Annotated in this window: 27 protein-coding genes and 1 other RNA gene; 12 read left to right on the top strand and 16 right to left on the bottom strand. The window is 68.3% G+C overall.

Going from position 1 to position 25,005, the window contains the following annotated elements; translation table 11 throughout:
• Positions 1–37: 37 nt before the first annotated feature.
• From CPZ00_RS12390 to CPZ00_RS12375, 4 genes are all read left to right on the top strand, one after another.
• On the top strand, positions 38–1,156 hold the full coding sequence (locus CPZ00_RS12390) for an arginase family protein (protein ID WP_096391156.1): 1,119 nt from the start codon (positions 38–40) through the stop codon (positions 1,154–1,156).
• Positions 1,157–1,584: 428 nt separating this feature from the next.
• Complete coding sequence (locus CPZ00_RS12385) at positions 1,585–2,073, top strand: Lrp/AsnC family transcriptional regulator (RefSeq protein ID WP_096391155.1); 489 nt, start codon at positions 1,585–1,587, stop codon at positions 2,071–2,073.
• Between the two features lie 710 nt (positions 2,074–2,783).
• Complete coding sequence (locus tag CPZ00_RS12380; RefSeq protein ID WP_096391154.1) at positions 2,784–3,896, top strand: phytoene/squalene synthase family protein; 1,113 nt, start codon at positions 2,784–2,786, stop codon at positions 3,894–3,896.
• Between the two features lie 64 nt (positions 3,897–3,960).
• The gene (locus CPZ00_RS12375) at positions 3,961–4,821 is read left to right on the top strand and encodes a VOC family protein (RefSeq protein WP_096391153.1); all 861 of its coding nucleotides are present in this window, start codon (positions 3,961–3,963) and stop codon (positions 4,819–4,821) included.
• 73 nt (positions 4,822–4,894) lie between these two features.
• Here the strand turns inward: CPZ00_RS12375 and CPZ00_RS12370 are convergent, their stop codons facing one another.
• Positions 4,895–5,620: a ribosome assembly factor SBDS gene (locus tag CPZ00_RS12370; protein WP_021073788.1), complete on the bottom strand. Its 726-nt coding sequence runs from the start codon at positions 5,618–5,620 to the stop codon at positions 4,895–4,897.
• Between the two features lie 213 nt (positions 5,621–5,833).
• Between CPZ00_RS12370 and CPZ00_RS12365 the strand changes: the two genes are divergently transcribed.
• The 4 genes from CPZ00_RS12365 (at position 5,834) to CPZ00_RS12350 (ending at position 9,594) form a co-directional block, all read left to right on the top strand.
• Complete coding sequence (locus CPZ00_RS12365) at positions 5,834–7,174, top strand: glycosyltransferase family 2 protein (RefSeq protein WP_199243357.1); 1,341 nt, start codon at positions 5,834–5,836, stop codon at positions 7,172–7,174.
• Between the two features lie 148 nt (positions 7,175–7,322).
• Positions 7,323–7,685: an Asp-tRNA(Asn)/Glu-tRNA(Gln) amidotransferase subunit GatC gene (gene gatC, locus CPZ00_RS12360; RefSeq protein ID WP_096391152.1), complete on the top strand. Its 363-nt coding sequence runs from the start codon at positions 7,323–7,325 to the stop codon at positions 7,683–7,685.
• A complete protein-coding gene (gene gatA, locus CPZ00_RS12355; protein WP_096391151.1) occupies positions 7,686–8,960 on the top strand; it encodes an Asp-tRNA(Asn)/Glu-tRNA(Gln) amidotransferase subunit GatA in 1,275 nt (424 codons plus the stop codon). It begins immediately after the preceding gene.
• A 103-nt stretch (positions 8,961–9,063) separates the two neighbouring features.
• Positions 9,064–9,594, top strand: coding sequence for an OsmC family protein (locus CPZ00_RS12350; protein WP_096391150.1), 531 nt, complete (start codon positions 9,064–9,066; stop codon positions 9,592–9,594).
• Positions 9,595–9,628: 34 nt separating this feature from the next.
• Here CPZ00_RS12350 and CPZ00_RS12345 read toward each other — a convergent pair whose 3' ends face one another.
• The 3 genes from CPZ00_RS12345 to CPZ00_RS12335 form a co-directional block, all read right to left on the bottom strand.
• Positions 9,629–12,259 (bottom strand): heavy metal translocating P-type ATPase, encoded by a 2,631-nt coding sequence (locus CPZ00_RS12345; RefSeq protein WP_096391149.1) that lies wholly within the window; start codon positions 12,257–12,259, stop codon positions 9,629–9,631.
• Positions 12,260–12,405: 146 nt separating this feature from the next.
• Positions 12,406–13,218, bottom strand: coding sequence for a sulfite exporter TauE/SafE family protein (locus CPZ00_RS12340; protein WP_096391148.1), 813 nt, complete (start codon positions 13,216–13,218; stop codon positions 12,406–12,408).
• 3 nt (positions 13,219–13,221) lie between these two features.
• Positions 13,222–13,671, bottom strand: a complete 450-nt coding sequence (locus tag CPZ00_RS12335) for a cupredoxin domain-containing protein (protein ID WP_096391147.1) — start codon at positions 13,669–13,671, stop codon at positions 13,222–13,224.
• A 97-nt stretch (positions 13,672–13,768) separates the two neighbouring features.
• On the opposite strand from CPZ00_RS12335, the gene CPZ00_RS12330 reads away from it, so the two are divergent.
• Positions 13,769–14,464, top strand: a complete 696-nt coding sequence (locus CPZ00_RS12330; RefSeq protein WP_096391146.1) for a protein sorting system archaetidylserine synthase — start codon at positions 13,769–13,771, stop codon at positions 14,462–14,464.
• 121 nt (positions 14,465–14,585) lie between these two features.
• Here CPZ00_RS12330 and CPZ00_RS12325 read toward each other — a convergent pair whose 3' ends face one another.
• Positions 14,586–14,921 carry a DUF7111 family protein gene (locus tag CPZ00_RS12325; RefSeq protein ID WP_096391145.1) on the bottom strand — a complete coding sequence of 112 codons (336 nt, stop codon included), beginning with the start codon at positions 14,919–14,921 and terminating at the stop codon, positions 14,586–14,588.
• A gap of 84 nt (positions 14,922–15,005) precedes the next feature.
• A complete protein-coding gene (locus tag CPZ00_RS12320) occupies positions 15,006–15,293 on the bottom strand; it encodes a zinc ribbon domain-containing protein (RefSeq protein WP_096391144.1) in 288 nt (95 codons plus the stop codon).
• A gap of 85 nt (positions 15,294–15,378) precedes the next feature.
• Between CPZ00_RS12320 and CPZ00_RS12315 the strand changes: the two genes are divergently transcribed.
• The gene (locus tag CPZ00_RS12315; protein WP_096391143.1) at positions 15,379–15,675 is read left to right on the top strand and encodes a hypothetical protein; all 297 of its coding nucleotides are present in this window, start codon (positions 15,379–15,381) and stop codon (positions 15,673–15,675) included.
• A gap of 34 nt (positions 15,676–15,709) precedes the next feature.
• Here CPZ00_RS12315 and ffs read toward each other — a convergent pair.
• The 5 genes from ffs to CPZ00_RS12290 all read right to left on the bottom strand — a co-directional run bounded on the left by ffs (position 15,710) and on the right by CPZ00_RS12290 (position 18,434).
• An RNA gene (ffs, locus tag CPZ00_RS12310) (signal recognition particle sRNA) lies at positions 15,710–16,021 on the bottom strand.
• 103 nt (positions 16,022–16,124) lie between these two features.
• Complete coding sequence (locus CPZ00_RS12305) at positions 16,125–16,541, bottom strand: DUF7548 family protein (RefSeq protein WP_096391142.1); 417 nt, start codon at positions 16,539–16,541, stop codon at positions 16,125–16,127.
• Positions 16,542–16,672: 131 nt separating this feature from the next.
• Entirely contained in the window at positions 16,673–17,173 is a 501-nt protein-coding gene (locus CPZ00_RS12300; protein WP_096391141.1) for a redoxin domain-containing protein, read from the bottom strand.
• Between the two features lie 83 nt (positions 17,174–17,256).
• Positions 17,257–18,084 (bottom strand): fumarylacetoacetate hydrolase family protein, encoded by an 828-nt coding sequence (locus tag CPZ00_RS12295; protein WP_394338420.1) that lies wholly within the window; start codon positions 18,082–18,084, stop codon positions 17,257–17,259.
• Positions 18,084–18,434, bottom strand: a complete 351-nt coding sequence (locus CPZ00_RS12290; protein WP_096391140.1) for a cupin domain-containing protein — start codon at positions 18,432–18,434, stop codon at positions 18,084–18,086. The genes CPZ00_RS12295 and CPZ00_RS12290 overlap by 1 nt, the downstream gene beginning before the upstream one ends.
• Positions 18,435–18,574: 140 nt before the next feature.
• Between CPZ00_RS12290 and CPZ00_RS12285 the strand changes: the two genes are divergently transcribed.
• A complete protein-coding gene (locus tag CPZ00_RS12285; protein WP_096391139.1) occupies positions 18,575–19,372 on the top strand; it encodes an SDR family oxidoreductase in 798 nt (265 codons plus the stop codon).
• A 442-nt stretch (positions 19,373–19,814) separates the two neighbouring features.
• Positions 19,815–20,612, top strand: coding sequence for an SDR family oxidoreductase (locus tag CPZ00_RS12280; protein WP_096391138.1), 798 nt, complete (start codon positions 19,815–19,817; stop codon positions 20,610–20,612).
• A gap of 21 nt (positions 20,613–20,633) precedes the next feature.
• Here the strand turns inward: CPZ00_RS12280 and CPZ00_RS12275 are convergent, their stop codons facing one another.
• The 5 genes from CPZ00_RS12275 to CPZ00_RS12255 all read right to left on the bottom strand — a co-directional run bounded on the left by CPZ00_RS12275 (position 20,634) and on the right by CPZ00_RS12255 (position 24,968).
• Positions 20,634–21,401 (bottom strand): SDR family NAD(P)-dependent oxidoreductase, encoded by a 768-nt coding sequence (locus tag CPZ00_RS12275; protein WP_096391137.1) that lies wholly within the window; start codon positions 21,399–21,401, stop codon positions 20,634–20,636.
• A gap of 155 nt (positions 21,402–21,556) precedes the next feature.
• On the bottom strand, positions 21,557–21,961 hold the full coding sequence (locus CPZ00_RS12270; protein WP_096391136.1) for a cupin domain-containing protein: 405 nt from the start codon (positions 21,959–21,961) through the stop codon (positions 21,557–21,559).
• Positions 21,962–22,131: 170 nt separating this feature from the next.
• The gene (icd, locus tag CPZ00_RS12265; RefSeq protein WP_096391135.1) at positions 22,132–23,394 is read right to left on the bottom strand and encodes an isocitrate dehydrogenase (NADP(+)); all 1,263 of its coding nucleotides are present in this window, start codon (positions 23,392–23,394) and stop codon (positions 22,132–22,134) included.
• A gap of 131 nt (positions 23,395–23,525) precedes the next feature.
• Entirely contained in the window at positions 23,526–24,506 is a 981-nt protein-coding gene (locus CPZ00_RS12260) for an NAD(P)-dependent oxidoreductase (protein ID WP_096391134.1), read from the bottom strand.
• Positions 24,507–24,512: 6 nt separating this feature from the next.
• Complete coding sequence (locus CPZ00_RS12255; protein WP_096391133.1) at positions 24,513–24,968, bottom strand: universal stress protein; 456 nt, start codon at positions 24,966–24,968, stop codon at positions 24,513–24,515.
• Positions 24,969–25,005: the final 37 nt, after the last annotated feature.

Here is a 25,005-nt window from a genome sequence, read left to right as displayed (position 1 = left end):
TCGAAAGATTGAGGAAACCGCCGGCCGTGACGCCGAACTGATGCGCACCGTGACCGCATTCTGGCACGACAGCTTCCTCGCACACGACCACCCCGCCGGCGAGAACGAGGCCGAGTGGACGGGACGGCTGGCCTACCGCGAGCCCCACCCGGACCGACCCGAGCGGATGCGGAACGTGAACCGGATCCTCCGGACGGAGATCCCCGAGCGGATCGAGTGGGTGGAGCCCGACCCGGCGACCCGCGACCAGCTCACCCGAACGCACGAGCCGTCCTACCTCGAGGAGCTGCAGGCGTTCTGCGAGCAGGGCGGTGGCCGGCTCACGGCCGAGACGGGCGCGAACGAGCACACCTACCGGGCCGCGCGCCACGCGGCCGGCGCCGCCCGCAGCGCCGCCGAGCACGCCCTCTCGACGTCGGACGACGAGGTCCCGTACGCCCTGGTGCGGCCGAGCGGGCACCACGCCCAGCCCGACCGCGCCGACGGGTTCTGTTATCTCAACAACGTCGCCGTCGCGGCCGACCACGTGCTGGCCACGCGCGACGTCGACCGGGTGGCGGTCGTCGACTGGGACGTCCACCACGGCAACGGAACCCAGGAGTGTTTCTACGACCGCGAGGACGTCTGCGTGGTCGGGATCCACAACGACCACCAGTCGTGGGATCCCGAACACCACCCGCAGACGGGGAACCTCGACGAGGTCGGCACCGGGACGGGAACGGGGTACAACGTGAACGTGCCGCTCCCGCCCGGAGCCGGCGACGAGGGGTACGAGCTCGTTCTCGACCGGATCGTCGACCCCGTCCTCGAGGCGTACGATCCCGACCTCCTGCTCGTCAGCGCCGGCCAGGACCCGGGAACGGTCGACCCGCTCGGCCGGAACGTGGTCACCAAGGCCGGGTTCGAGACCCTCGGTGCGCGGATCGCCGCGCTGGCGGCGGCCCACGCCGACGGGAACCTGGCGATCGTCCAGGAGGGCGGCTATCAGGTGAGCCACCTCGCGTACGCGACCCTCGGCGTGCTCGAGGGCGTGCTCGGGATCGACTCCGACGTGGCGGATCCGCTCGCCTGGATCGACGAGGACGTCGAGTCCACGCGCCGCGCCGTAGCGGACGCCGTCGACCACCACGCGGAGTACTGGCCGACGCTCGCGTGATCGGCGGTCGAGATGCGCCAGTGCCGTGATCGGCGGTCGAGATGTGCTCGGGTCGGCGATCCGGGCGCGAACGTGACCGGCCACGAGAACGTCCTGAATTTCTATCCAAAAGTCACGGATAAACCAGGACGCTGTACCGAGTCTCGGAATATTTTGAACTTTTATTCACTATCTTCGGCGTTCGAAATGAACTTACAACGGTAAGCGTGTAATAACGGTCGGGAGTGATCAAGCAGTCACACGGTGGCACGCGCCGGTCAGAGGAGAAACGGCGATCCGGAGGGCGAGGTATCGGAAAAAGCGTGGTGATGGGAAAGTGTTAATACGTAAGTCGAACTAAAGGGGAATAACTGAACGTGGTTCGAACACGAGCGAATTCACGGTCTGCTCGGCGGCTTCGATCCACGTTCGAGCCCGCCACGATCACCATGGACGAGAAAGACCTACGCATCCTCGAGACGATCGCCTCGGAACGGATCAACAGCCCGGAGCGGATCCACGAACACACCGGGATCCCCAAATCGACCGTTCACTACCGGATCGAACAGCTGCGCGAGAAGGGCGTCATCCTGAACGACCTCTACGAGATGGACCTCTCGAAGGTGGGACTCTCCATCGTGTTGATAAGCGAGGTATACGCAGAATACGAGGAGGACTACCACGAGTCCGTGGGTGAGCGGATCGGCGAGATCGAGGGCGTCAACCAGGTGTACTTCACGATGGGCGACACCGACTTCATCGTCATCGCCCACGTCACCGACCGGCGGATGGTCGAGGACCTGGTCGAGTCCTACGAGTCGATCGACGAGATCCGCCGCACGAGTTCGAAGTTCGTGATCACGACGGTCAAAAACGAGAGCCATCCGATCAACGACTTCGACCACGAGACGCTCGTCGACGCGATCCTCGAGGAGTAGCGTTCCCGCTCGGGGCTCGAAGTAGCGTCCCGCTTCGTCGACTCACCGCTCGGTCGCAGCGCCCTCGGCCCAGTTCCACGGCTGGAACCCATATTCACATCGACGTGACTGCGAAACGATGCACTCGCTGATCCGAACGGGGCTAATTCCGCCATCAACGCCGCCGGAACCATCAACGCCGTCGGAACCATCAACGCCGTCGGAACCATCAACGCCGTCGGAACCGTGATCCTCGTCGTTTCGGTGTCGATCGTGCTCGTCGTTGAGCTGCTCTTCCCAAAAGTAACTTATAAACAACACATATATAAAAATATATTACTCTTGATCAAATACGTTGGGTCGGGCCTTGAAACGGATGACGGGCTGATTCGGGAACGATATTCCTCTCATAACCCATAATGGTGTCTGAATACGGGTTTTAATATTCCCTCACAGTACGGTACGTCAAAGATGCCCGAACACCCACCGATCAGCCTCGAGCCGGGATATGAACGAGATATCCGACGGAACGTCGCCGATTTGTTGACGATGGCCGAACATACAACTAATCAGATATATATTTAATACCATATTATATCCTATATTTATAGTTCGTTTTTAACTTCCACCGAGATCCGAACGTGCTTGCCGTCCGCCGAGACGACGCCGCGGGGAGGTCGGCCGTCCCCACGAGACTTTTTACCCCTCGCGCCCTACCGATCGATATCTGAATGAGCGGACGTAACATATCCGCCGGCGAGTCCGACCTCGAGTCGGCCGTCGGCGGCGACCCCGAGGCCGCCCGAGCGGACCTCGACTGGTGTCACGAGGCGGTGCAGGGCGTGTCACGCACCTTCGCGCTGACCGTCGACGTTCTCGATGAACCGATGGCGAGCCACATCTGTCTCGGCTATCTCCTCTGCCGGGTCGCCGACACCGTCGAGGACGCCGGACACATCCCGCCGGCCGCACAGACCGACGTGCTCGAGACGTACGACGCCGTCCTCGACCCCGACGACGACACCGACGTCGTCGAGTTCCGCGCCGCCGTCGACGAGTGGGTCCCGCCCGAGGAGGAGCGCAACGCCGACTGGGAGGTCGTCGCCCGGTCGCCGACGATCGTCGCCACCTTCGAGGAGTTCCCCGAGGACGTCCGGGACGCCATCGTGCCGCCGGTGCGCGAGATGGTCGACGGGATGGCGATGTTCCTCGACCGGCACGCCGAGGCGGGCGGCCTCCGGATCGACGACCGGGACGAACTCGAGCAGTACTGCTATTACGCCGCCGGCACCGTCGGCACGCTGATCACCAACCTCCTGACCCGGGCGGACGTCGACGACGAGCGCGTCCGGCGGCTCTACGACACCGCCGAGGAGTTCGGCCTCCTCCTCCAGCTCGTCAACGTCTCCAAGGACGTCTACGACGACTACACGGCCGAGAACAACGTCTACATTCCCGCCGAGTGGCTCGCCGCGGAGGGCGTCGACCAGGAGTCGATCGTCGACCCCGAGAACCACGCGTCCTCCGCGCGCGTCGTCGACCGGACGGCCGAGTACGCCCACTCGTTCCTCGACGACGCGCAGGCGTACCTGGAGACGATGCCGCTGAAACACGGCAATACGATGGCCGCCTGGAGCGTCCCGTACCTCCTGGCGGTCGGCACGCTGCGGGAGCTTCGGTCGCGTCCGGAGGACGCGCTCACCGAGACCGGCGTGAAGGTCTCCCGGAAGGAGGTCTTCGCCGTGATGTCGGCCGCCGGCGACGCGGGCCGCGACTCCCTGGCCGACCTCCGGGAGACGATCGCGAACAAGCCGTTCCACCGCGCGACCGGAACGGGCGAATAGCCGGCACGCCGGTCCGGTCCCCGATGACTGTCCACGACCGCCTGCCGACCCGGACTCCCCACCGATGACCGTCACCGGACTCACACACCTCGCGCTCGAGGTCCGATCGCTGGATCGCGCACGCGAGTTCTACGAAAACCGGCTCGGGCTCGGCCGCGAGCGCGTCCGTCGCACCGACCGGGAGGTCGCCTACGCGGTCGGCGGTTCCGGGTCGCGTCTCGTGTGCCGTCGCCCACGGGCGGTTCCGCGGGGCGGCGTTCACACCCACTTCGCGTTCTCGACGACCGCCGACGCCTACGACGACTGGCTCGCGCGCTGTGGGGACCTCGACCCCGTCGAGCGGACGTTCGGATCCTACCGGTCGCTGTACGTGGACGACCCCGACGGCCACTGCGTCGAGATCGGAACGACGGAGGGATCCGCCGGCGATGGCGATGCCGGTGACCGCGGCGACGACGCCGAGATCGGCGACCGGCACGACGAGGCGCCGGGTCTGACGGGGATCTTCGAGGTCGTTTTGGAGGTCGCGTCCGTCGAGCGGAGCGAGGCGATCTACCGATCGCTGGGCTTCGAGGTCGTCGATCGCGGTTCCGACCGCCCCCGCGTGCGCCTACGCGGCCCGTTCGATCTGGAGCTGTGGGAGCCCCATCTCGGGATCGCCGGCGCACGCGGCGGCCTCCACGTCGACCTCGGCCTGGCGAGCGACGACCCCGAAGCTGACGCCGCACGGATCGCGAACGCACGCGATTCGACCGCGAGCGATGCGGACGTGACCGACGCGACCGCTGCGGCCGGCGCACTCGAACCGATCGATGGCGGATTCCGCGTTCGTGACCCCGACGGACACCGGATCTCGATCGTCGCTGGCGGGGCTGACAACACGGGAGCGAACGACGCTGACGCTGACGACGCCGGCGCCGGCTAACGCCTGACGGCTAAGGGCTAAGGGCTAAGCGTCGATGGCGGCGCGAGCGCGGAGTGACGACGACCGCCCGACGTCACCGCGTCCGGAGGTCGTCCTTGTCCTTGACGACCTGCGTCTCGGCCTCGCCCGAGGAGACCTCGTTGGCCAGGTCGTAGAAATCGTTCTGAAGGCCGGCCGGGAACGTCACCACGCCGACCCACGAGCCGTCGTTTTGCCACTCCTCGCGCTCGAGGTCGCCGAACTCCCGGATCTTCGCCTGGCCGGAGCCGGCGTAGTCCGGCGGCAGCTGGACGGCGACCGTGATCTCCTCGAACCGGATGGGGATCACGGGACGCAGCGCCTCCAGGGCGTCGTCGACCTGGTTCTCGACGGGTTCCATCGGATCGACGGTGAACCCGGCCTCCTCGAGCGCGCGGTCGATGCGCTCGGGCGGGTGCGGCGAGTCGTCCATCTGTGGGTTGATCGCGTTTCGCGCGATGGTGTTGATGAGCCGCTTGCGCTTGCGCTCCTGCATCTCGCGGCGCTGGTCGGCGGTGATCTGGATCTCGCCGCGCTCGACCACCTCCGGGATTATCTCCATCGGGTCGGTCGTCCCGAACACCTCCTCGAGGGCGGATTCGGCGGGGCGGTCGCCACGGGAGGCGTTCTCGAAGACGTCCTCGGCGGCGATCACGTCCTCGAGGTCGCCCTCGAAGTCGCCACGTTTCATCGCCAGCGCCGCGTCGGGGTCGATCAGCACTTCGAATCGCTCCCCGTGTGATTCGAGCCGAGCCGTGACGGCGTCCTCGAGTGAGATCATGTTCCCGGCTACCTTCCCTGTGGTAAAAAGTCTCCCGTGTTAGGACGTCCCGCACCGTTGGGATCTGCGGGACGGCAACCGCGCCGGCGTGTCCATCGCTCGACGGACGACGTATCACGGCGTCGCCACCGCACGCGTCGCGGTTTCACCGTCGACGCGTCGCCATTCACCGCCGTACCAACCTTCATATTCCGTGGCCCCGCAGTCACTCGCGTGTTCGAACCGCTGTTGCCCGTGATCCTGGGCGTGTTCGTCGCCACCCAGGTCGTCTACGGGCTGATCAACCTCTCGGTGGCCTCGCTGTTGTACTCCCAGCCGATCAACGTCGTGGAGGACGGGCGGGCGATCGCGTTCGACCGTGGCGACGCGGAGTCGGAAACGGTCGAACGCGATCGGATCCGGCCCGTGCACGTCCTATTGGCGGTCAGAAACGAACGCCGTGCGGTCATCGAGGAGACGATCGCGGACGTGTTCGCCCAGGAGTATCCGACCGAATCGATCCACGTCTACGTGATCCACGAGGCGGACGACGACGTCGTCGGCGGATACGTCGACGACCTGGCCGCGTCGGCGGCCGAACGGGGTTGGGACGTGGTGCCACACCAGGTCGACCAGGAGGGGCTCTCGTATTACCTGCAGGCCAACGCGCGACTGATCGCCGGGGATTTCGTCCCCCAGACCAAGGCCGCGGCGCTGACCTACGCGTTCGCCTCGCTGTCGTTCGAACCGGACGACGTCGTCACCGTCTCCGACGCCGACACGAAGCTTCCGCCGGACACCTTCCGGCTCGCGGTCGGCGGACTCGAGGAGTACGACATCGTGCAGGCCAAACAGACGGTCCGGAACGTCTCCGACGGCTGGCTGCCGACCCTGGAGGCGATGGGGATCGCGGCGTGGTCGGACGCGATCTACGCCCGAACCAGCACGGGACCCTACCAGCTGCTCGGAAAGGGGTACTTCATCGGCGTCAGCGACCTCTACGCGCTCGGCGCCTGGGACCCCGACGCGATCACCGAGGACATGACGCTGGGCGTGGCCGCCTACCTCCGGGGCTACCGGCTCGGGATCGTCGACCGATACGTGCAGGACCTCTGTCCGAGCGACCTCGGTGACTGGGTCCGGCAGAAGCGTCGCTGGGTCGGAGGCCCGTACGGCCACCTGTTCCGCGACGAGTTCACGCTCCAGGAGCGAGTCCGCTTTTGGACCTTCACCGTGGCCAACCAGGCTCTCTCGGTCGCGAACTTCGTCGGCGTTCCCGTCGGCATGGTGGTCGCGTGGACCGCGATCGCCGGCTCAGGAGTCGCGCTGCCCACCGCCGTGACGGTCCTGGTCGCGTTCAACCTCCTCTGTTGGGCCGAGTTCACGCGCCGTACCTACGCGGCGACGCGGCGCGCAGTCCCCCTCGAGACCCGCCGCGAGAAGGTCCGGTTCTACCTTCTCTCGAACCCGCTCACGCAGGCGATATACGCGGGTATCTGGGCGATCCCGATCGTGAGCGCGGTCTGGGGAACCCTCCACGGTGCGGCTCCGACGTTCGAGGTCACGCCGAAGTAGGACCGCCCGACGGGCAAGCGGGCTCCGAAGTAGGACCGCCCGACGGGCAAGCGAGGTTCACCGACGGACGGCGGTCACGTGGTCGATACGAACCACGGGGGGTCGATCGATTCGAAACCCTTACTCCCGGGCCGTCACACTCTCCGGTATGAGCGATTCGCCCGACGAACGGTCCGATGCGGCCGCGGAGGCGGCGGCCACGACCGCGGACACGGACGAGGCGGGGGAGACGGCTGACGCGACCGACGTCGACGTCGAGGACGTCGACCACGTCGCTAGTCTCGCCCGCGTCGACCTCGAGGAGTCGGAGCGGGAGGCGTTCCCCGAACAGTTCGCGGAGATCCTCGGGTACTTCGAGACGCTGGATGAGGTCCCCGAGTTCGACCGCGAGGCGGAGCTGGTGAACGTGATGCGTCCCGACGAGGTCCGAGAGGGACTCACCCAGTCCGAGGCGCTCCGGAACGCCGCGGAGACGGAAGACGGCTACTTCCGCGGGCCGCGGGTGTCGTAGATGGCCGACGTCAACGCGTTCATCACCGAGGAGTCGATCGAGGGGACCGACGACGGCCCGCTCGCGGGAACCACCGTCGCGGTCAAGGACAACATCTCGACCGCCGGCGTCGAAACGACCTGCGGCTCCCGGATGCTGGAGGGCTACGTGCCGCCGTACGACGCCACCGTCGTGACGCGGCTCGCCGACGCCGGCGCGACGATCGTCGGCAAGGCGAACATGGACGAGTTCGGGATGGGGACGACCACGGAGACGTCCCACTTCGGCCCGACGCGCAATCCGGTCGATCCCGACCGCGTGCCCGGGGGATCCTCGGGCGGGTCCGCGGCCGCGGTCGCCGCCGGCGAGGCCGACGTCGCGCTCGGGACCGACACGGGCGGGTCGGTCCGCTGTCCGGCGGCCTTCTGCGGGGTCGTCGGGATCAAGCCGACCTACGGGCTCGTCTCGCGGTACGGACTGATCGCGTACGCCAACTCGCTCGAACAGATCGGCCCGATCGCCGGGAGCGTCGAGGAGGCGGCGGCGCTGCTCGACGTCATCGCCGGCCCCGACCCTCACGACGCCACGACCCGTGAGGCCGGCGCGGACGCGAACTACGCCGCCGCGGCCGACGGCGACGTCGATGGAATGACCGTCGGCGTCGTCCCCGAGCTCTTCGAGGGCGCCCACGAGGGCGTCGTCGAGACCGTCGAGGCGGCGCTCGACGATCTCGAGGCGAAGGGTGCCGAGACGGTCGAGGTCTCGCTCCCGTCGGTCGAACACGCCGTGCAGGCCTACTACGTCATCGCGACCTCGGAGGCCTCCTCGAACCTCGCGCGGTTCGACGGCGTCCGGTACGGCCACTCGGCCGGCCACGACGGGAACTGGAACGAGACGTTCGCCGAGACGCGATCCGAGGGCTTCGGCGAGGAGGTCAAACGCCGGATCCTCCTGGGCACGTACGCGCTCTCGGCCGGGTACCACGAGAAGTACTACGCGAAGGCCCAGGACGCCCGCGAGTGGGTCCGGTCGGACTTCGACGACGCCTTCGCGGACGTGGACGTGATCGCCTCGCCGACGATGCCCGTGCTCCCCTTCGAGCTGGGCGAGGGGATCGACGACCCGATGACGATGTACCTGGCCGACGCGAACACGACGCCGGTCAACCTGGCGAACCTGCCCGCGATCTCGGTGCCCGCCGGCACCGCCGAGGGGCTTCCGGTCGGCCTCCAGCTGATCGGCCCGACGTTCGGCGAGGAGACGATCGTCCGGGCTGCAAGCGCAGTCGAGGAGTAGCGCCGTCGGGACCGCAAGCGCAGTCGAAGAGGAGCGCGTCCGAGACGACGGCGGTATTTGTCGCTCTCCGAAACCGTTCCTGCCGTCACCGCCGATGGCGTGTATGTCCGACTCCACCGACCAGGACCTGACCGAGATCCAGGAGCCGCTGAAGGCGGAATACGAGGAGAACCCGGAGGCCGCGAAGGTAACGCTGTCGGCCACCGGTGCCGAGCAGGCCGAGGAGGGGCGCGCCTGTAACGTCGACATCGGTCGAGCCATCTACGAGGCCGAGCTCCACGAGGGTGCCGGCGGCCCGGGATCGGGCGCCTGCTCGGGCGATCTGCTGCTCGGCGCGCTGGCGGCCTGCTCGCAGCTCACCGCGCAGGCGGTCGCGGAGAACTTCGGCATCGACGCGGACGTGGGCGTCGAGGTCGAAGGCGATCTGGACCTTCGGGGCACGATGGGCGTCGACGAGGAGGCGCCGGTCGGCTTCGAGGACGTCCGCCTCACGATCGACGTCGATCCGGCCGAGGGGGAGGCGATCGATCCCGACACGGCGGCGGCCTTCGAGCGGGCGACCGAGCGGTACTGCGTCGTCTACCAGACGCTCGTGAATCCGCCGGAGATCGAGACCGACTGGAACGTGGACTGACCGGAGCGTCGACTAACCGGAGCGGCGGTCCTGCTTACTCCCCGTCGTCGCTCACGAGCGGCCGCGAGGAGTTCGCCACCACGAGCAGGCTGCTCGTGCCCATCGCGACCGCGGCAAAAAGCGGGTTCAACACGCCGAGCGCCGCCAGCGGGATGGCGATGGCGTTGTAACAGAACGCCCAGGCGATGTTCCCCTTGACGCGCCGGCCCGCGGCGTTCGCGAGATCGAAGGTCGTCGTGACCGACCGGAGGTCGTCGTCGATGATCGCGACGTCGGCGGCGTCGGCGGCCATCGCGGTCCCGCCGCCGAGCGCGATCCCAAGATCCGCACGCGCCAACGCCGGCGCATCGTTGGTCCCGTCGCCGACCATCACCGTCGTGCCGGTCGCCGAGAGCCGTCCAACGGTCTCGGCCTTTCCTTCCGGGGGTACCCCGGCGAACACCCGCGAGACCGCCTCGTGTTCGGCGAAGACCGTCGCCGCCCGCTCGTCGTCGCCGGTGAGGACGACGACGTCGACCCCGCGGTCGTCGAGCTCGGTCACCGTCTCCGTCCATCCGTCCCGGAGATCGTCGCCGACCACGATGGTCCCCGCCGCCTCGCCGTCGCGGCCGACCGCGACGGGAACGCGGCCAACCTCGCGCGCGTCCGCGATCCGGTCGGCGATCGCGTTCGGCACCGTCCAGCCGCGCTCCGCGAAGAGGTCGGGATGGCCGACCAGGATCTCCTCGCCGTCGACGACCCCTGAAACGCCGGTCCGATGGCTGCGGAAGGACTCGACGCGGCGTGAGTCGGGGGTGGGATCAGTGCCGCCTTCGGAATCGGTGGCACCTGCAGTGTCGCCCTCGACGTCCGCGTCGGCCTCGCCGTCCGATCGCCGGGACGCGACCGGCGATCCGCCGTCCGTCGCCGGCGCGTCGGCGTCTCCACCGTTCGTCGAGTCCGCGACCGCGTTCGCGATCGCGGTCCCGACGGGGTGGGCGGACCGGCCCTCGAGGGCGGCGGCGCGCTCGAGGAGGTCGGGATCGAGGTCGTGGGCGACCACCCGCGTCTCGCCGGTGGTCAGGGTCCCGGTCTTGTCCAGGACGACGGTATCGGCCTCGCGCACGCGCTCGAAGACGGTGTCGTCGAAGACGACGATCGACCGCGCGAGCGCGTCGCGGATCCCGGCGGCGACCGCAAGCGGCGTCGCGAGCCCGAGCGCGCACGGACACGAGACGATGAGCACGGTGAGCCCGACCAGCAGCGCCTCCGCGGGCGAAGCGCCGACGAGGAGGGTCCCCGCGGCGGCCACCGCGGCGATCGCGAGGACGACGGGCACGAAGACCGTGGCGAGGCGGTCGGCGAGCGCCTGGATCCCGTGGTTCGAACTCTGGAGGTCCCAGACGAGCTCGGCGATCCGGTCGAGGCTGCTCGTCGCGTCCTCGCCGACGGTCACCACGAGCGCCCCGTCCGCGACGACCGAGCCGCCGACGACGGCGTCGCCCGGCCGCTTGTCGACGGGCAGCGACTCGCCGGTGATGACCGACTCGTCGACCGCGGCCTCGCCGTCCGTGACCTCGCCGTCGACCGGAACGCGCTCGCCGGCCCGGACGAGCAGGCGGTCGTCCGGCTCGAGGGCCTCGATCGCGACGGTCTCCGCTTCGACGGCGGCGAGCGGGTCATCCATCTCGTCCGTCGGCTTTCCGGCGGGACCGACTGCGGCCCCGTCGACCAGCCGGCGCGCCTCGTCGACGCGGACGGCGGTCAGATCCGAGAGCCGATCGGTCGCGCGGCGTTTGATCGACGTCTCGTAGTGGGTGCCGATCGTGACGATCACGATGATCGCGACGGTCACGTCGAAGTAGACGTGTTCCTTGCCGGTCGCGATCGAGAGGACCGAATAGGCGTACGCGCTCATCGCCGCCAGCGCGACGAGCAGGTCCATGTTCGGCGACCGGGTGCGGAGGCTCACGTACGCGCCCCTGAGGATCGGCTTGCCGGTCACGACCACGACGATGGTCGTGAGAATGCCGACGAAACCGTAGAAGTACGTGCTGGAGGTGTGGCGCAGCGCGTCCGTGAGGAATCGGGCCATCGCGTCGGTATAAAAGAGGCCGTCGAAGTAGGTCGGGTAGATGATCACGACGTACTGTAACATCACCATCATCCCCACGAGCACGCCGACCGCGAGCCGAACCGTCGCGATGGCGTCGGCCCGGCGGCGGCTGAAGGCGTCATCCCGTGAATAGGCGCTGTATCCGAGCCCGGAGACGGCCGCCTGGAGGTCCGCCGCCGAGACCGTCTCGGGATCGTGGTCGATCCGGACCGTCTCCGTCACGTAGCTCGCGCTGGCGGCGCTGACGCCGTCGGTCGCCTCGGCGGCCGACTCGATGAACGCCTCGCAGGTCGCACAGTGCATCCCGTCGACCTCGAGGAACGTCGGTTCGTGGTCCTCGGGGACCACGGGATCGGAATCGTTCCCGGCTGCGTTTTCGGTTCCGTCCGGGTTCGCTTCCGCATCGCCCTCGCCGACCCGGTCGCGGACGTCGTCCGCGTCGACGTCGTCGACCGATCCCAGGGCCTCGTGAACGTCGCGGCAGCCGGGACAGCAGAACCGGTTGCCGTCGTCGTCGACCACGTCGGCGGCCGGGAGCTCACACAGCGTACAGGTCTGGTCCTCGGTCATGGGTGTGGGGCGTGGGTCCGTTCGGTCGGGGCACGGTGACGCGCTCGGTCGGATCGCCGTGACGCGCTCGGTCGGGGCACGGCCGACCGATTCCGGTTACGGGCGGTTCGGGCCGGACGTGAATGACTGTTGCGTCTGCGGGCCCATCACCCACTCCCCGCGCCGCTCAGGGGATCGTAGAACGGAAACATCGGGTGCGGAACGTGGATCCCGAGGCTCATCAGCCCGTGGGCGAACAGCACGTATCCCAGCGCCAGGAACACGACGCCGAGCAGACGATGGAGCCGCTTGCGGTGGACCGCGTCGACCGCTTCGATGACGGTTCCGTAGGCGAAGACCGCCGGGATCGTCCCGATCCCGAGCGCCGCGAGCGCGAGCGCGCCCGACGCCGCGGAGCCGCTCGCGAACGCGTAGAGATACGCGGGATAGAGGATCGGGCAGGGCAACAGCCCGTGGAGCCCGCCGAGGAGGACGATCCCGGGCCCGTTCGCGAGCCGGTCGACGTGGGTCATCAGGCGACCCGTGACGCGCTCGAGCCCCGGTAGATGGATCCCGGCCGCGGCCCCGCCAAGCAGGTAGCGGGCGCCGATCACGACCACGAACAGCCCGACGAGGACGCCGACGGTCCCGCGAACAACCCCTGCCGTCGACGTGAGCGTCTCGGCGGTGAGAAAGACCGCGCCGCCGATCGCGCCCAGGAGCGCGCCGATGAGGGTGTAGCTCGTCGCCCGCCCGACGTTGAACAGCGCGTGCTGGCGGACCTCGTAGGTGGTGAGGTGTGAGTCGCGGCTCCCACCGACCGCACCGTCGCCGGCCGGATCCGATTCGGGACCCATCCGGTCGGCGTAGACCGTAACGAGGGGACCACACATCCCGATACAGTGGGCACCGCCGAGCAGGCCGACGAGCAGGAACAGGGCGACGTCGACGCCGAGGAGCTCCGCGGCCGTCGGTACCATCGGTCACTCCTCGACGATCACGGCGCCGATCATCCCGCCCTGTTCGTGCGGGATGCAGACGTAATCGTATCGGCCCGGAACCTCGAAGGTGTGAGTGAACTCCTCGGCGTTCTCCAGGGCGCCGCCGCGGGCGCTCCACCATTCGTCGCGGGCGGTCGCCTCGTCCTCGTAGCCGCCGGTCGCGAAGAAGTCGGCGTCCTCGGGAATGGCGCCCTCGTAGGCGGTGACGGTATGGGTCCGCGCGCTCGTGTTCCGCCAAGTGACCGACTCGCCGACCGCGATCGTGACCTCCTGGGGGCGGAACGTCGTCGCGGTCATACCCACGTCGTAGTCGGGTTCTCCGTTCCCGCCGGTCCCGATCCCGGCGATGCCCTCGAGACACCCCGAGAGGGGAAGCGTCGCCGCGACCGTCGCCGTCCCGGCCGCACGTTGCAGGAACCGTCTCCGCTGCATACGCGTCCCTCCGGTCGCCGCGGGCTTATGTACCGCGGTCCGGTCCCAGGTTCTGGGAATGACAACACGTAAAAAGCACGTCCACGACCCGGTGGATATGAAGCCGCGGTTCGCCGGCCGGCTCGGGCTCGCGGACGCCGTCACCGTCACGAACGCGGCGATCGGGTTCCTAGCGGTCGCCGCAGCCACCGTCGACGTCGAGCTCGCGGCCCGGCTCGTGCTGTTCGGCGCGATCGCCGACGCGCTCGACGGGATCATCGCCCGGAAGCGAGGATCCACGCCCGCCGGCGACCACCTCGACTCGCTGGCCGACGTCGCGACCTTCGGCGTCGCCCCCGCGACGATCGTCGCGATCACGCTCGAGTCGGCCGGGATGGGCGCCACCGACCCGGCCTTCCTGGCCGGGATCGGCGTCGGCGCGTGTTACGTCGCGATGGCGGTCACGCGGCTCGGGCTCTACGCCGCCTACGACCTCGACAGCGACGAGACGAAGGGCGTCCAGACGACCCTCGCGGCGACCATCATCGCCGCGACCGTCCTGGCGGGCTACACCGACCCGGTCGTGTTGGTCCCCGAGACCGCGCTGCTCGCGGCGCTTATGGTCTCGCAGGTGACCTATCCCGACCTCCACGCGCAGGACGCGATCGTGATGGGCGTCGTCCAGGCGGTCGCGATCGTCAACACCGGCTACTGGGGCCGCGTCTTCGCGTTCGCCCTGCTGTTTCTGGCCGGCACCTACCTCGTCCTGGGCCCCTGGTTCTACTGGCGCGACGGGCTCCAACTGGGCGGGTGACCGGGCAGCCGCTGCAGCTTGGCGGGTGACCGATCGACCGCTGCAGCTTGGCGGGTGACCGATCGACCGCTGCAGCTTGACGAGTGGCCGTGCGATCGGGGCCGGCTGCGGCCGCAGCCGGTCACATGCCCATATCCGCGGCCGCCTCGGGAACCGGAAGGTCGGCGACGGCCACGCCGAGACGCTCGGCGGCGTGGTCGAGGGCCATATCGAACCCGTAGTACCGCTCCAGCTCGTCCCCGTCGGGTGCGGTCCGGACCTTCACGATCGCGTACCCGGTGGCGTTCTGGACGATCGCCGCGGTCCGGCCGTCGCGGTCGAACGTCAGCACGCGCTCGTCATCGGTCTCGACGTACTCCGCGGTGACGGGACCCCTCTCGACGAGCTGCTCGGTCGCGTCGTCTCCCCCGGCATCGTCGGCTCCGGACGTCGGGTCATCGCGCGTCGGATCTGCCATACGTCGGCTTCGGCCCGGGGGGCTTCGAACCCATCGATCGACGCGGGGACGGAAGCGGTGACCCCTCGAGCGTCGTGGCGACGCCTACCTCGCTCGCCCACCCCGGCGTGCCCTCGCGTCCAGGTAACTCGTGTACCCGCCGACGGCGAGGCCGAACCCGACGACCGCGAGCGCGAAGCCGATCCACCGGGTGACCCCGACCGTGAACGCCCCGAGCAGGAACCCGAACAGGAACGCGAACACCCCGACCACGACCGCCCCGACGGCGAGGATCGGCGTCGGCTGGAGCTCGCCGCAGTGGGGACACACGCGGGCGTCCGCGTCGATCCGCCGGTCACAGCCGAGACAGCGGACAGTCCGTGGTTCGGTCACGCATCGACGTTCGACCGGATCGGGTCATAAACACACGGCTCTCGACGCCGGACGACTGAAGGGGATCGCCGCCGTTGGGGACGCTATGAGCGAGACGGACCCGTGGACGACGATCGACCTGGACCGGCCGGACCGAGCCTCGATCGACGTGAGCGTCGGCGAGAGCGATCTCTCCGTCGGATTACCCCGCGAATCGCCCGATTACGCGTCGATCGACGTCGAGACGACCGACGACAACGACCGGATCGTGGTGAGCATCGAGACGACCGCCGGCGATCACGGCACGGGGATCGCGAGCGCGGAGCTCACCGTCGAGGAGGCGGCACAACTCGCGGAAGTCCTGACCGACGTCGTGGCGTCGCGCGAGGGCGCGACGGAGTGACCGCTGGGCAGTAAGAACACGACCGCGGTATGAATGGTGGACGACCGGGTTTGCCCGGCGTTCCGACACGGGGAATCCCGGTTGCCTCCTCCACCCCGCGATCCGACGAGCGACGCACGTCCGGCGATGGGCTGCTCGCTTCCGCGCCTGACCCGGTACCGCCGATGAACCACGACGGACCGCTCCTGCGAGCGGGCGTCGTGAACCGCTGTCCCCGTCGGACGAGGCTTCCACGTTGGCTCCCGGGGCCCGAGTCGGTCCGACCGGACTCCCCCGGCGTTCGGTCCCCGCTGAAGACTACCTCGCGGGTTTCGAGCGGGGCCTAACCGCCCGACCTAGTCCACCCACACGTACACCGGTCCACCTTAAGGGCCTTTCGTTCCGCCGAACTCCGATCGCGGGCACCGGTCAGTGCGTGGCCGTCGACGCACCACGCCGCCGCGCTGCCGTCACTCGAGGACGGCCCGTGCGTAGCCGCCGCCGACGACCGCGACCGCGATCGACGCGGCGACGACCACCGGGGGATGCCACTCGAGCCACCGGTACTCCTGCGGGAAGCTGTACAACACCGTCTCGTCGATCGCCAGCCACCAGAGCGCCGACCCGACCACGAGGACGACGCCGAGGACGACCAGCCCGCCGGCCATCGTGACGGGGTCCACGTTTCCGCGCTCCGCGGAGGCGAACGCGACCACGCCGACGGCGGCGAAGAGGACGATCGTCGTGAGGCCGACCGGGCCGGCCCCGTAGTAGTCGCCGAGCAGCTCGGCGTGGCCGTCGATCAAAAGGAACGGCGCGGCCCCCGCGAGCGCGGTCGCCAGACACGCGATCGCGCCGGCACGCGGCGCGAGGTGACGGACGTTCATACCGACGGCTTCGTCCGTGATACCTTAAAAAGAGCCGATCGGCGTCGATGGGATCGGCGTCGATGGGATCGGCGTCGATGGGATCGGCGACGAGAGGACCGTCACCGAGAGGACCGTCCCGAAGGTCGCGATCAGCGGGACACGCGCGCATTCGCGACGGCGTCGCGGACCTCGGAGACGAGCGTCTCGAAGTCGGGATTGTCGCCGTCACGAACCCACCGATACGTCACGATCCCGTCGTCGCCGATCACGAACACGCTGCGCTGGGCGGCCTCGACCTGGTCGTACATATCCGCGTAGACGACGTCGTACTTTCGGATCACCTCGTGGTTCCAGTCCGAGAGCATCGGGACCGCGAGGTCCTCCTGGTCGATCCAGACGTTCTGTGCGAACGGAAGGTCGACGCTGATCCCGTAGACGTCGGCGTCCAGCTCCTCGAAGCTCGGGAGCCGGTCGCTGAAGGTGCACATCTCCTCGGTGCAGCCGCCCGTGAACGCGGCGGGGTAAAACGCCAACACGATCGGTCCGTCGCCGATCCGGTCGGAGAGGGTGAACTCCGAGAGGTCGTTGTACGCCTCGCCGCCGGCGAGCGGGACCGTGAAGTCGGGGGCTTCGTCTCCGACGTTTACCATACGCCAGCCAGGGACTGACGGCATATATACGCCCGCACTCGAATCGGGACGCGACCCGGGCGGGCGGTCCGGGAGAGCTGTCCTCAGCGGACGTCCGCCTCGAGCGTACCGACGCCCTCCACGACCGACCGAACGTGGTCGCCGGGCCTGATCACGCCGGCGCCGGGCGTGCCGGTGGAGATGACGTCGCCGGGCTCGAGGGTCATCACCCGCGAGTGGAACGCCAGCAGCTCCGGCGGCGAGAAGTGCATCGCCTCGAGGCCGTTCTCGGCGATCGTCTGGTCGTTGACCTCGGTGCGGACCGCGACGTCGTCGAGCCGGTCCGTCGTCGCGGGCGCCGAGAGCCACGGACCCATCACGAGGAACGTGTCGAAGCTCTTCGACCGGGTGAGAAACCGGGGATTCCGCTGGAGGATGTCCTCGGCCGTCATGTCGATGATCGGGACGAACCCCGCGATCACGTCGTCGAAGTCGGACTCGTCGACGTCCCGACAGGTCCGGCCGACCACGATCCCGAGCTCGGCCTCCGCGGTGACCCGGTCGCTCTCGGCCGGCAGCCGGATGGGACCGCCCGGGGAGGTGAGCGCGGTCGTCGGCTTCATGAAGCTCGCCGGCTCGTCGGGGCTGTCCTCCGAGAGGTCGGCGGCGTGGTCGGCGTAGTTCAGCCCGATCCCCCACAGCTTGCCGGGGTCGAACGGCGTGGCGAACCGGACGTCCGCCTCCGGGATCCGGTCGGCCGGCGCGGCCTCGACGTCGATCGCGTCGGCGGCACGCGCGGCCGCGATCGGGTCGCCGCCGGCGTCCGGCAGCGCGGCCGAGAGGGGGATGAACCCCTCGTCGTCGCCGACGATCGCCGTGCCGTCCACCGTCCGTGCGAACCGCAGCGCTCCCGACGACGGTCCGTCCGACATCATTCCTCCCGGTCGGTCCAGAAGTCGAAGGACCGACCCGGTGCGAAGACGTCCAGCCCGACGGCGCGCTGGTCGCCGGTGTTCTCGACGGCGTGGGTCTCCCAGGACTCGATGAACGCGGAGTCGTACTGCTCGAGGGTGAGCGAGGTCCCGTCCTCGGCGTGGAGCGTGAGTTCGCCCTCGAGGCAGAGACAAACCTGCTCGTTCTCGTGGTCGTGCATCGGGGAGCTGTGTCCCGGCGGCTTCTCGAACCACTCGAAGGAGAACTGGTCGCTGCCCGCGAGGGCGGCGCGCATCCAGCCCTCGTCCGGTTCGTACGTCTCCGCGTCGTCGAATGCGACGTGGTCCATACCCGGTGTTGTCACAACACGTCAAAACGGTTGCGCATCGACCGATATCCGCCGGAACCGGCCGTGTCAGGACTCTCGAGCACCGGCGGATCCGGCCGGATTCGGGAAGGGTTTTGGTGTTCGGTTCGGTACCGATCCGTATGGATCTGGAAATAGCCGGCAACGCAGCACTGGTCACGGCCTCGAGCCGTGGATTGGGGAACGCATCGGCGACCGCGCTCGCCCGCGAGGGCGTCAACGTCGCGATCAACGGCCGCGACGAGGAGGAACTGGAGGCGGCCGCCGAGGAGCTTCGCGAGGAGGCAGCCGACGGCGCTCGCGTGCTCCCGATCCAGGGCGACCTGACCGACGAGGACGACATCCGGAACCTGGTCGAGACGACCGTCGACGAGTTCGGCGGCCTCGATCACCTCGTCACCTCCGCGGGCGGCCCGCCGAGTGGCCCCTTTATGGGAACTGATGACGAGGACTGGTACAAGGCCTACGACCTGCTCGTGATGAGCGTCGTCCGACTCGTCCGCGAGGCCGCCGACCCCCTGCAGGCCGACGGCGGCGGCACCATCGTGAACATCACCTCCCGCAGCGTCAAGGAGGCGATCGACTCGCTGGTCCTTTCGAACTCGGTCCGGATGAGCGTCATCGGACTCGAAAAGACCGTCTCCAAGGAGCTCGCGCCGGAAGTTCGCGCCAACGCGGTGCTGCCGAGCGCCCACGAGACCTCCCGGATCGAGGACCTGATCGAACAGGGTGTCGAGCGCGGCGAGTACGAGAGCTACGAGCAGGGCCTCAAGGAGCGCGGCTCCTCGAACCCGCTCGGCCGGATCGGCGACCCGATGGAGCTCGGCAACACCGTCGCGTTCCTCTCCTCGCCCAAGGCCGGCTACATCAACGGCCAGGCGATCCCGATTGACGGCGGCTCGGGCAAGTCGAATCTGTAGGCACCGCGTCCGGAACCGACCGTCGAACGCGGAACGCACAACAAATATACGTTTATTTATAAGTAATATCTCAAATATAGTATCAGTTCGTAGTCACTCCAGCACCCTACATCCATCCTCTAAAGCCAATATATTTGAATTTTTGATCGCATATTCTGGTATTTAGGTTAATATACAAGTGTTTAACATCTATATATGATCAGTTGATATACGCCATCCATTTCATATACACATTCTTATAAACTAACTATACATATTCGTATGTGTTCACCCGGGATCCAGCCGGACGTCGAGCGATGGCGGTCCGACACATCGACCGCGGCTCCGACGGATGATCGGCACGGTCGGAAGGATGCCCGACTACGACCGAACCGCTGGCTGACACGGTCCCGGGGATGGCCGCGACCGAATCGATTAACCTGCGGGCGCCCCAGTCGCGGATATGGATCTCGGACTGGAAGACGCGTCTGTGTTCATCGCGGCGGGAAGCAAGGGGCTGGGCCGCGGGGCGGCCGAACAGTTCGTCGCGGAGGGTGCCTCGGTCGCGATCGCCTCGCGGAATCCGGAGAACCTGGACGCCGCCCGGGAGTCGATCCTCGAGACCACGGGCCGCGAATCGTCGGCGGTCGTCCCCGTCGAGCTCGACCTCTCGGACACCGACGCGATCGGGGACGCGGTCGCGTCGGCGATCGACGAGCTCGGCGGGCTCGACGTCCTCGTGACCAACCACGGCGGGCCGGCGAACGCGTCGTTCGCGGACACGTCGCTGTCCGACTTCGATTCCGGCTACAACGACGTGCTCAGAAGCACCGTCGCGCTCTGTAAGGCGGCGCTGCCGACGCTTCGGGAGTCCGGCGGCGCGATCACCCACCTCGTGGCGGCCTCCGCACGGGAGCCGACGCCCCACGGCACGATCGGGAACGTGTTCCGGCCGGGCATCTACGGACTCTCGAAGGTGCTGGCGAACGAGGAGGGCGACGACGGGATCCGGTCGAACTGCGTGGCCCCCCGCGGCGTCCTCTCGGACCGCATCGAGGAGAAGATCGAGGCCCGCGCCGAGCGCGAGGGGATCTCGGAGGCCGAGGTCCGCGAGCTGCGCGTCGCGGAGCTGCCCGTCACCGAGATGGGCACCACCGAGGAGTTCGGGAAGGCCGTCGCGTTCGTCTCCTCGCCGGCCGCCAGCTACATCACGGGCTCCGTGATCCCCGTCGACGGCGGGTGGAGCCGGCGGGTCCTGTAAGCCGACTGGAAACCGACGCGTTCACTCCGGCACCAGCGTCGGCGTCGGGTACGTGCCGCCGTTGACGTGCAGCACCTGTCCGGTGACGAAGGAGGATGCCGGCGAGGCGAGGAAACAGCAGGCGTCGGCGACCTCCTCGGGCTGCCCGAGCCGGCCCAGCGGCGTCGATTCGATCACCTCCCGCTCGATCCGCTCCCACTCCTCGGTCCGGGTGCGGTCGACGTCGATCAGCCCCGGCGAGAGGCCGTTGACGCGGATCCCGTCCGCCCCCAGTTCGGTGGCGAGCTGGCGCACCTGTCCCTCGATGCCGAGCTTGGAACCGTACGAGTGGGCGTGTCCGTGCTTGCCGAGATAGACCATCGCGCCGATGAGGCTTATCACCGAGCCGCCGCCACGCTCGCGCATATCCGGGACGACCGCCTGCGTCGTGAGCAGGAGCCCGCGGAAGTTGACGTCGGTGACGCGGTCGACGTCCTCGGGCTCGATCTCGTCGAACGGCTTGGAGGGGCGCACGGTCGCGTTGTTCACGAGCACGTCCACCGGTCCGAGCTCGTCGCGGAGCCCCTCGACCACCCGATCGATCGCCTCGGGGTCCCCCAGATCGCCCAGCTCGACGGCCGCGTTCGAACCCGTCTCCTCGATCAGATCCGCGGTTTCGCGACACCCCGTCTCGTTCGACCGGGCCGTCAGGCCAACGTCCGCGCCGGCCTCGGCCAGCCGGACTGCGATCGCTTGGCCGATGTTTCGACTCGCGCCCGTGACTATCGCCGTGCGTCCGGAGAGATCCATACTGCCCGGAGGACGGCGGTCGGTCTATCGGGGACGGATCCGGCAGCTGCTGCCGGTTGTTTTGGGGATGGATCCGGCAGCGGCTGCCGGTTGTTTTCGGGCAGTTCCGGTTCGGGCGGCCGGGGATCACGCGTCCGGGTTTCGGCGACTCAGGTTCACGCGTCCGGATTCGCGGTCGGGAACTCCCGCTGGTAGTCGGTCGCGTCGACCCGGTCCTCACGAAGCGGCCAGACGGCGAGCAGGGTCGCCGTCTCCTCCGAGACCGCCCGCGAGGCGTGGTCGACCTCCGGCGGGATCGTCACCGCGTCGTACCGGTCGAGCGAGACGCGCTCGCCGTCGATGAGGAAGTCGAGTTCGCCGTCGAGCAGCACGTTCATCTGTTCGAAGGGGTGGTCGTGTGGCGGGCTCGCCTCGCGTTCGGGACCGATCTCGGTGAAGCCGATCAGCTGGTCGATCCCGCGGAAGACGACCTGTCTGAAGCCGGGACCCTCCCGAGCCGCGGGTGCGTCCTGGAGATCGTACACCGACGGGATCGCGTCCCGATCGTAGTCGCGTACCATACGCGAGGGATGCGCGGGGCGTATTTATACCTCGTCCCCGTGGGTGGTCGATCATCGATCGCCACAAAAAACGAACGTGGACGTCGGATCCCGCACGTCGCCGCAGTCCGGTTCCGGGGCGCGCCCGCGGTCGGAAACGACGCCGTGACCGCGACGAGTGGTCGGGACGTCTACGCGAGGTCCTCGATGTTCTCGACGATCGCGTCGGCGAACTCGCTCGTCGCGAGCTTCTCGCCGCCCTCGATCTGTCGGTGGAGGTCGTAGGTGACCGTCCCGGAGGAGATGGTCTCCTCGACGGCGTCGCGGACGAGGTCGGCGGCGTCGGACCAACCGAGGTACTCCAGCATCTCGCGGCCCGAGAGGATCATCGCGGTCGGGTTGACCTTGTCCTCGCCGGCGTACTTGGGCGCGGAGCCGTGGACGGGCTCGGCGAGCGCGCGGCCGTGGCCGCGGTTGATGCCCGGCGCGATGCCGAGGCCGCCGATCTGGGCGCCGGCGGCGTCCGAGAAGTAGTCGCCGTTGAGGTTCATCGTCGCGACGACGTCGTACTCGTCGGTCCGGGTGAGGACCTGCTGGAGCATGTTGTCAGCGATGCGGTCGTTGACGACGACGGTTCCCTCGGGCTGCTCGCCGTCGTACTCGTCCCACAGCTGGTCCTCGGTGATGACGTCCTCGCCGTACTCCTCCTCGGCGAGCTCGTAGCCCCAGTCACGGAACGCGCCCTCGGTGAACTTCATGATGTTCCCCTTGTGGACGAGCGTCACCGTGTCGCGGCCGTTCGCGATCGCGTAGTCGATCGCCTCGCGGATCAGCCGCTTGGAGCCGAACTCGGTGATCGGCTTGATGCCGATGCCGACCGGGCCGTCGTGGATGATGTCGTCGATGCCCATCTCCTCCTCGACGAACTCCTTGGCCTGCTGGACCTCGTCGCTGCCGGCCTCCCACTCGATGCCGGCGTAGACGTCCTCGGTGTTCTCCCGGAAGGTGACCATGTCCATCTCCTGGGGGTCGGTCACCGGCGACGGAACGCCATCGAGATAGTAGGTCGGGCGGACGTTGGCGAACAGGTCGAGCTTCTTTCGCAGCGCGACGTTCAGGCTGCGGAAGCCGGCGCCGACCGGCGTGGTGAGCGGGCCCTTGATCGCGACGCGGTGCTCGCGGATCGCGTCGACGGTCTCCTGGGGCAGGTTCTCGTCGTACTTCTCGCGGGCGGACTCGCCCGCGTAGACGCGCATCCAGGCGATCGAGCGGCCGGTCGCCTCCGCGGCGGCGTCGAGCACCTGCTGAGCGGCCGGTCCGACGTCGGTGCCGATCCCGTCGCCGTGGATGATCGGGACGATCGGGTTCTCGGGAACGTTCAGCTCGCCCGTCTCCTCGTCGGCGAGCGTGATCTTCTCGCCGTCCTCGGGGACGGTCACGTGGTCCGTGGTCATGATCGAGTGGCGATTGCCCGAGCGGCGTAAAAAAACACGCGCTTTCCCGCCGAGCGCCCGCTGCGTCGCGATCGGGATGATGGTAGTGGTGGTTTGCCATCGTCCCGTCACCGGGGATCGGCCCGGCCGATCTATTCCTGGACGGGAGCGCCGGCCGCCGTCGCGACGAACCGGTCCGGAAGCGGCTCCCCGGCGAGATACGTCTTCGTCAGGTCCGCGAGCGTCTCGACGATGTTCGTCCGGGCGACCGCGGAGGAGGCGGCGATGTGTGGCGTCACCACGACGTTCTCGAACTCGTGGAGCCGGGAGTCGGCCGGCAGCGGCTCCTCCTCGAAGACGTCGAGTCCGGCGCCCGCGATCGACCCGGCATCGAGCGCCTCGATCAGGGCGTCCTGGTCGACGATCGGGCCCCGGGCCGTGTTCACGAGGACCGCCGAGTCCCGCATCGCCGAGAGGACCTCGGCGTCGATCAGCCCCTCGGTCTCGGCGGTCAGCTCGGCGGTGACGACGACCGCGTCCGACTCGGAGACGACCGTCTCGAGGTCCGTCAGCGTCGCGCCGGTGACGTCGGTGTCGATCTCGTGGACGTAGGGGTCGCTCGTCAGCACCTCGGCGTTGAACCCCGAGAGCAGTCCGGCCAGCCGGCTGCCGACGTTGCCGAACCCGACGATCCCGACGGTGGTGTCGGTGACGGGGCTAGCGTTCGGCACTTCGTCGCGCCACTTCCCCTCCCGGAGCGCGTTTCCGCCGATCCGGACGTTGCGCTTGACCGCCAACAGCAGGGTGAGCGCGTGCTCGGCGACCGAGTGTGCGTTCATTCCCGGCGTGTAGACGACGGTGACGCCGTGCTCCGCGGCGGCCTCGAGGTCGATGCTGTCGAGTCCCGTCCCGATCTTGGCGATGATCGACAGCGAGCTCGCCTCGATGACCGCCTCGGTGAGCGGAAGCCGCGAGGTGGTGAACAACACGTCGACCCCCTCGAGGTCGGCGATCAGCTCCGCGGGGACGTTCGATCCCCCGACGGTCACGTCGAATCGGTCGTCGAGGCCCGCCTGCAGCGGGCCGCGTGGCTTTACGTCCTGGTCAACGAGGGTCGTGAGTCGGTCAGTCATCGAGTATCACGCGTCGGCGTCTTCGGGCGGTACCGTCAGCACGGGCATCGACGCGTTCAACAGCACCGACTGCGTGACGCTGCCGAAAAGCGCCTTCCCGACAGCGGAGCGCCGCTTGCCGCCGAGCACGACGTAGGATGCGTCCTGCCGCTTGGCGTACTTTACGATCTCGTCGTCCGCCGACCCGACGAGGCCAACGGGGGTGTACGCCTCGACGACCCCGGACGCGGCCTCGTCCGCGATGTCGCGGGCGACGTCCCGGATGACGTCCATCTCGATCGTCTTGCCGGTGTCCTCGATGCTCTCCTGTTCCATCTCCCTGAACCGCGACTGGCTCAACACGTGGACGACGTGCAGCTCCTCGTCGAACGCCGACGCGATCTTCGCCGCCTCGCGGATCACCGCTGACCGTTCGGCTTCGTCGTCGTCGGCCTCGACGTCGACGGTGACGACTACTGTCATGGCTACCGAGTACAACGACGGGGTGGGTCTTATAAGT

The sequence above is a fragment of the Halopenitus persicus genome, from assembly GCF_002355635.1.
Lineage (GTDB): Archaea > Halobacteriota > Halobacteria > Halobacteriales > Haloferacaceae > Halopenitus > Halopenitus persicus_A.
This window is presented reverse-complemented; position numbering and strand designations above follow the sequence as displayed.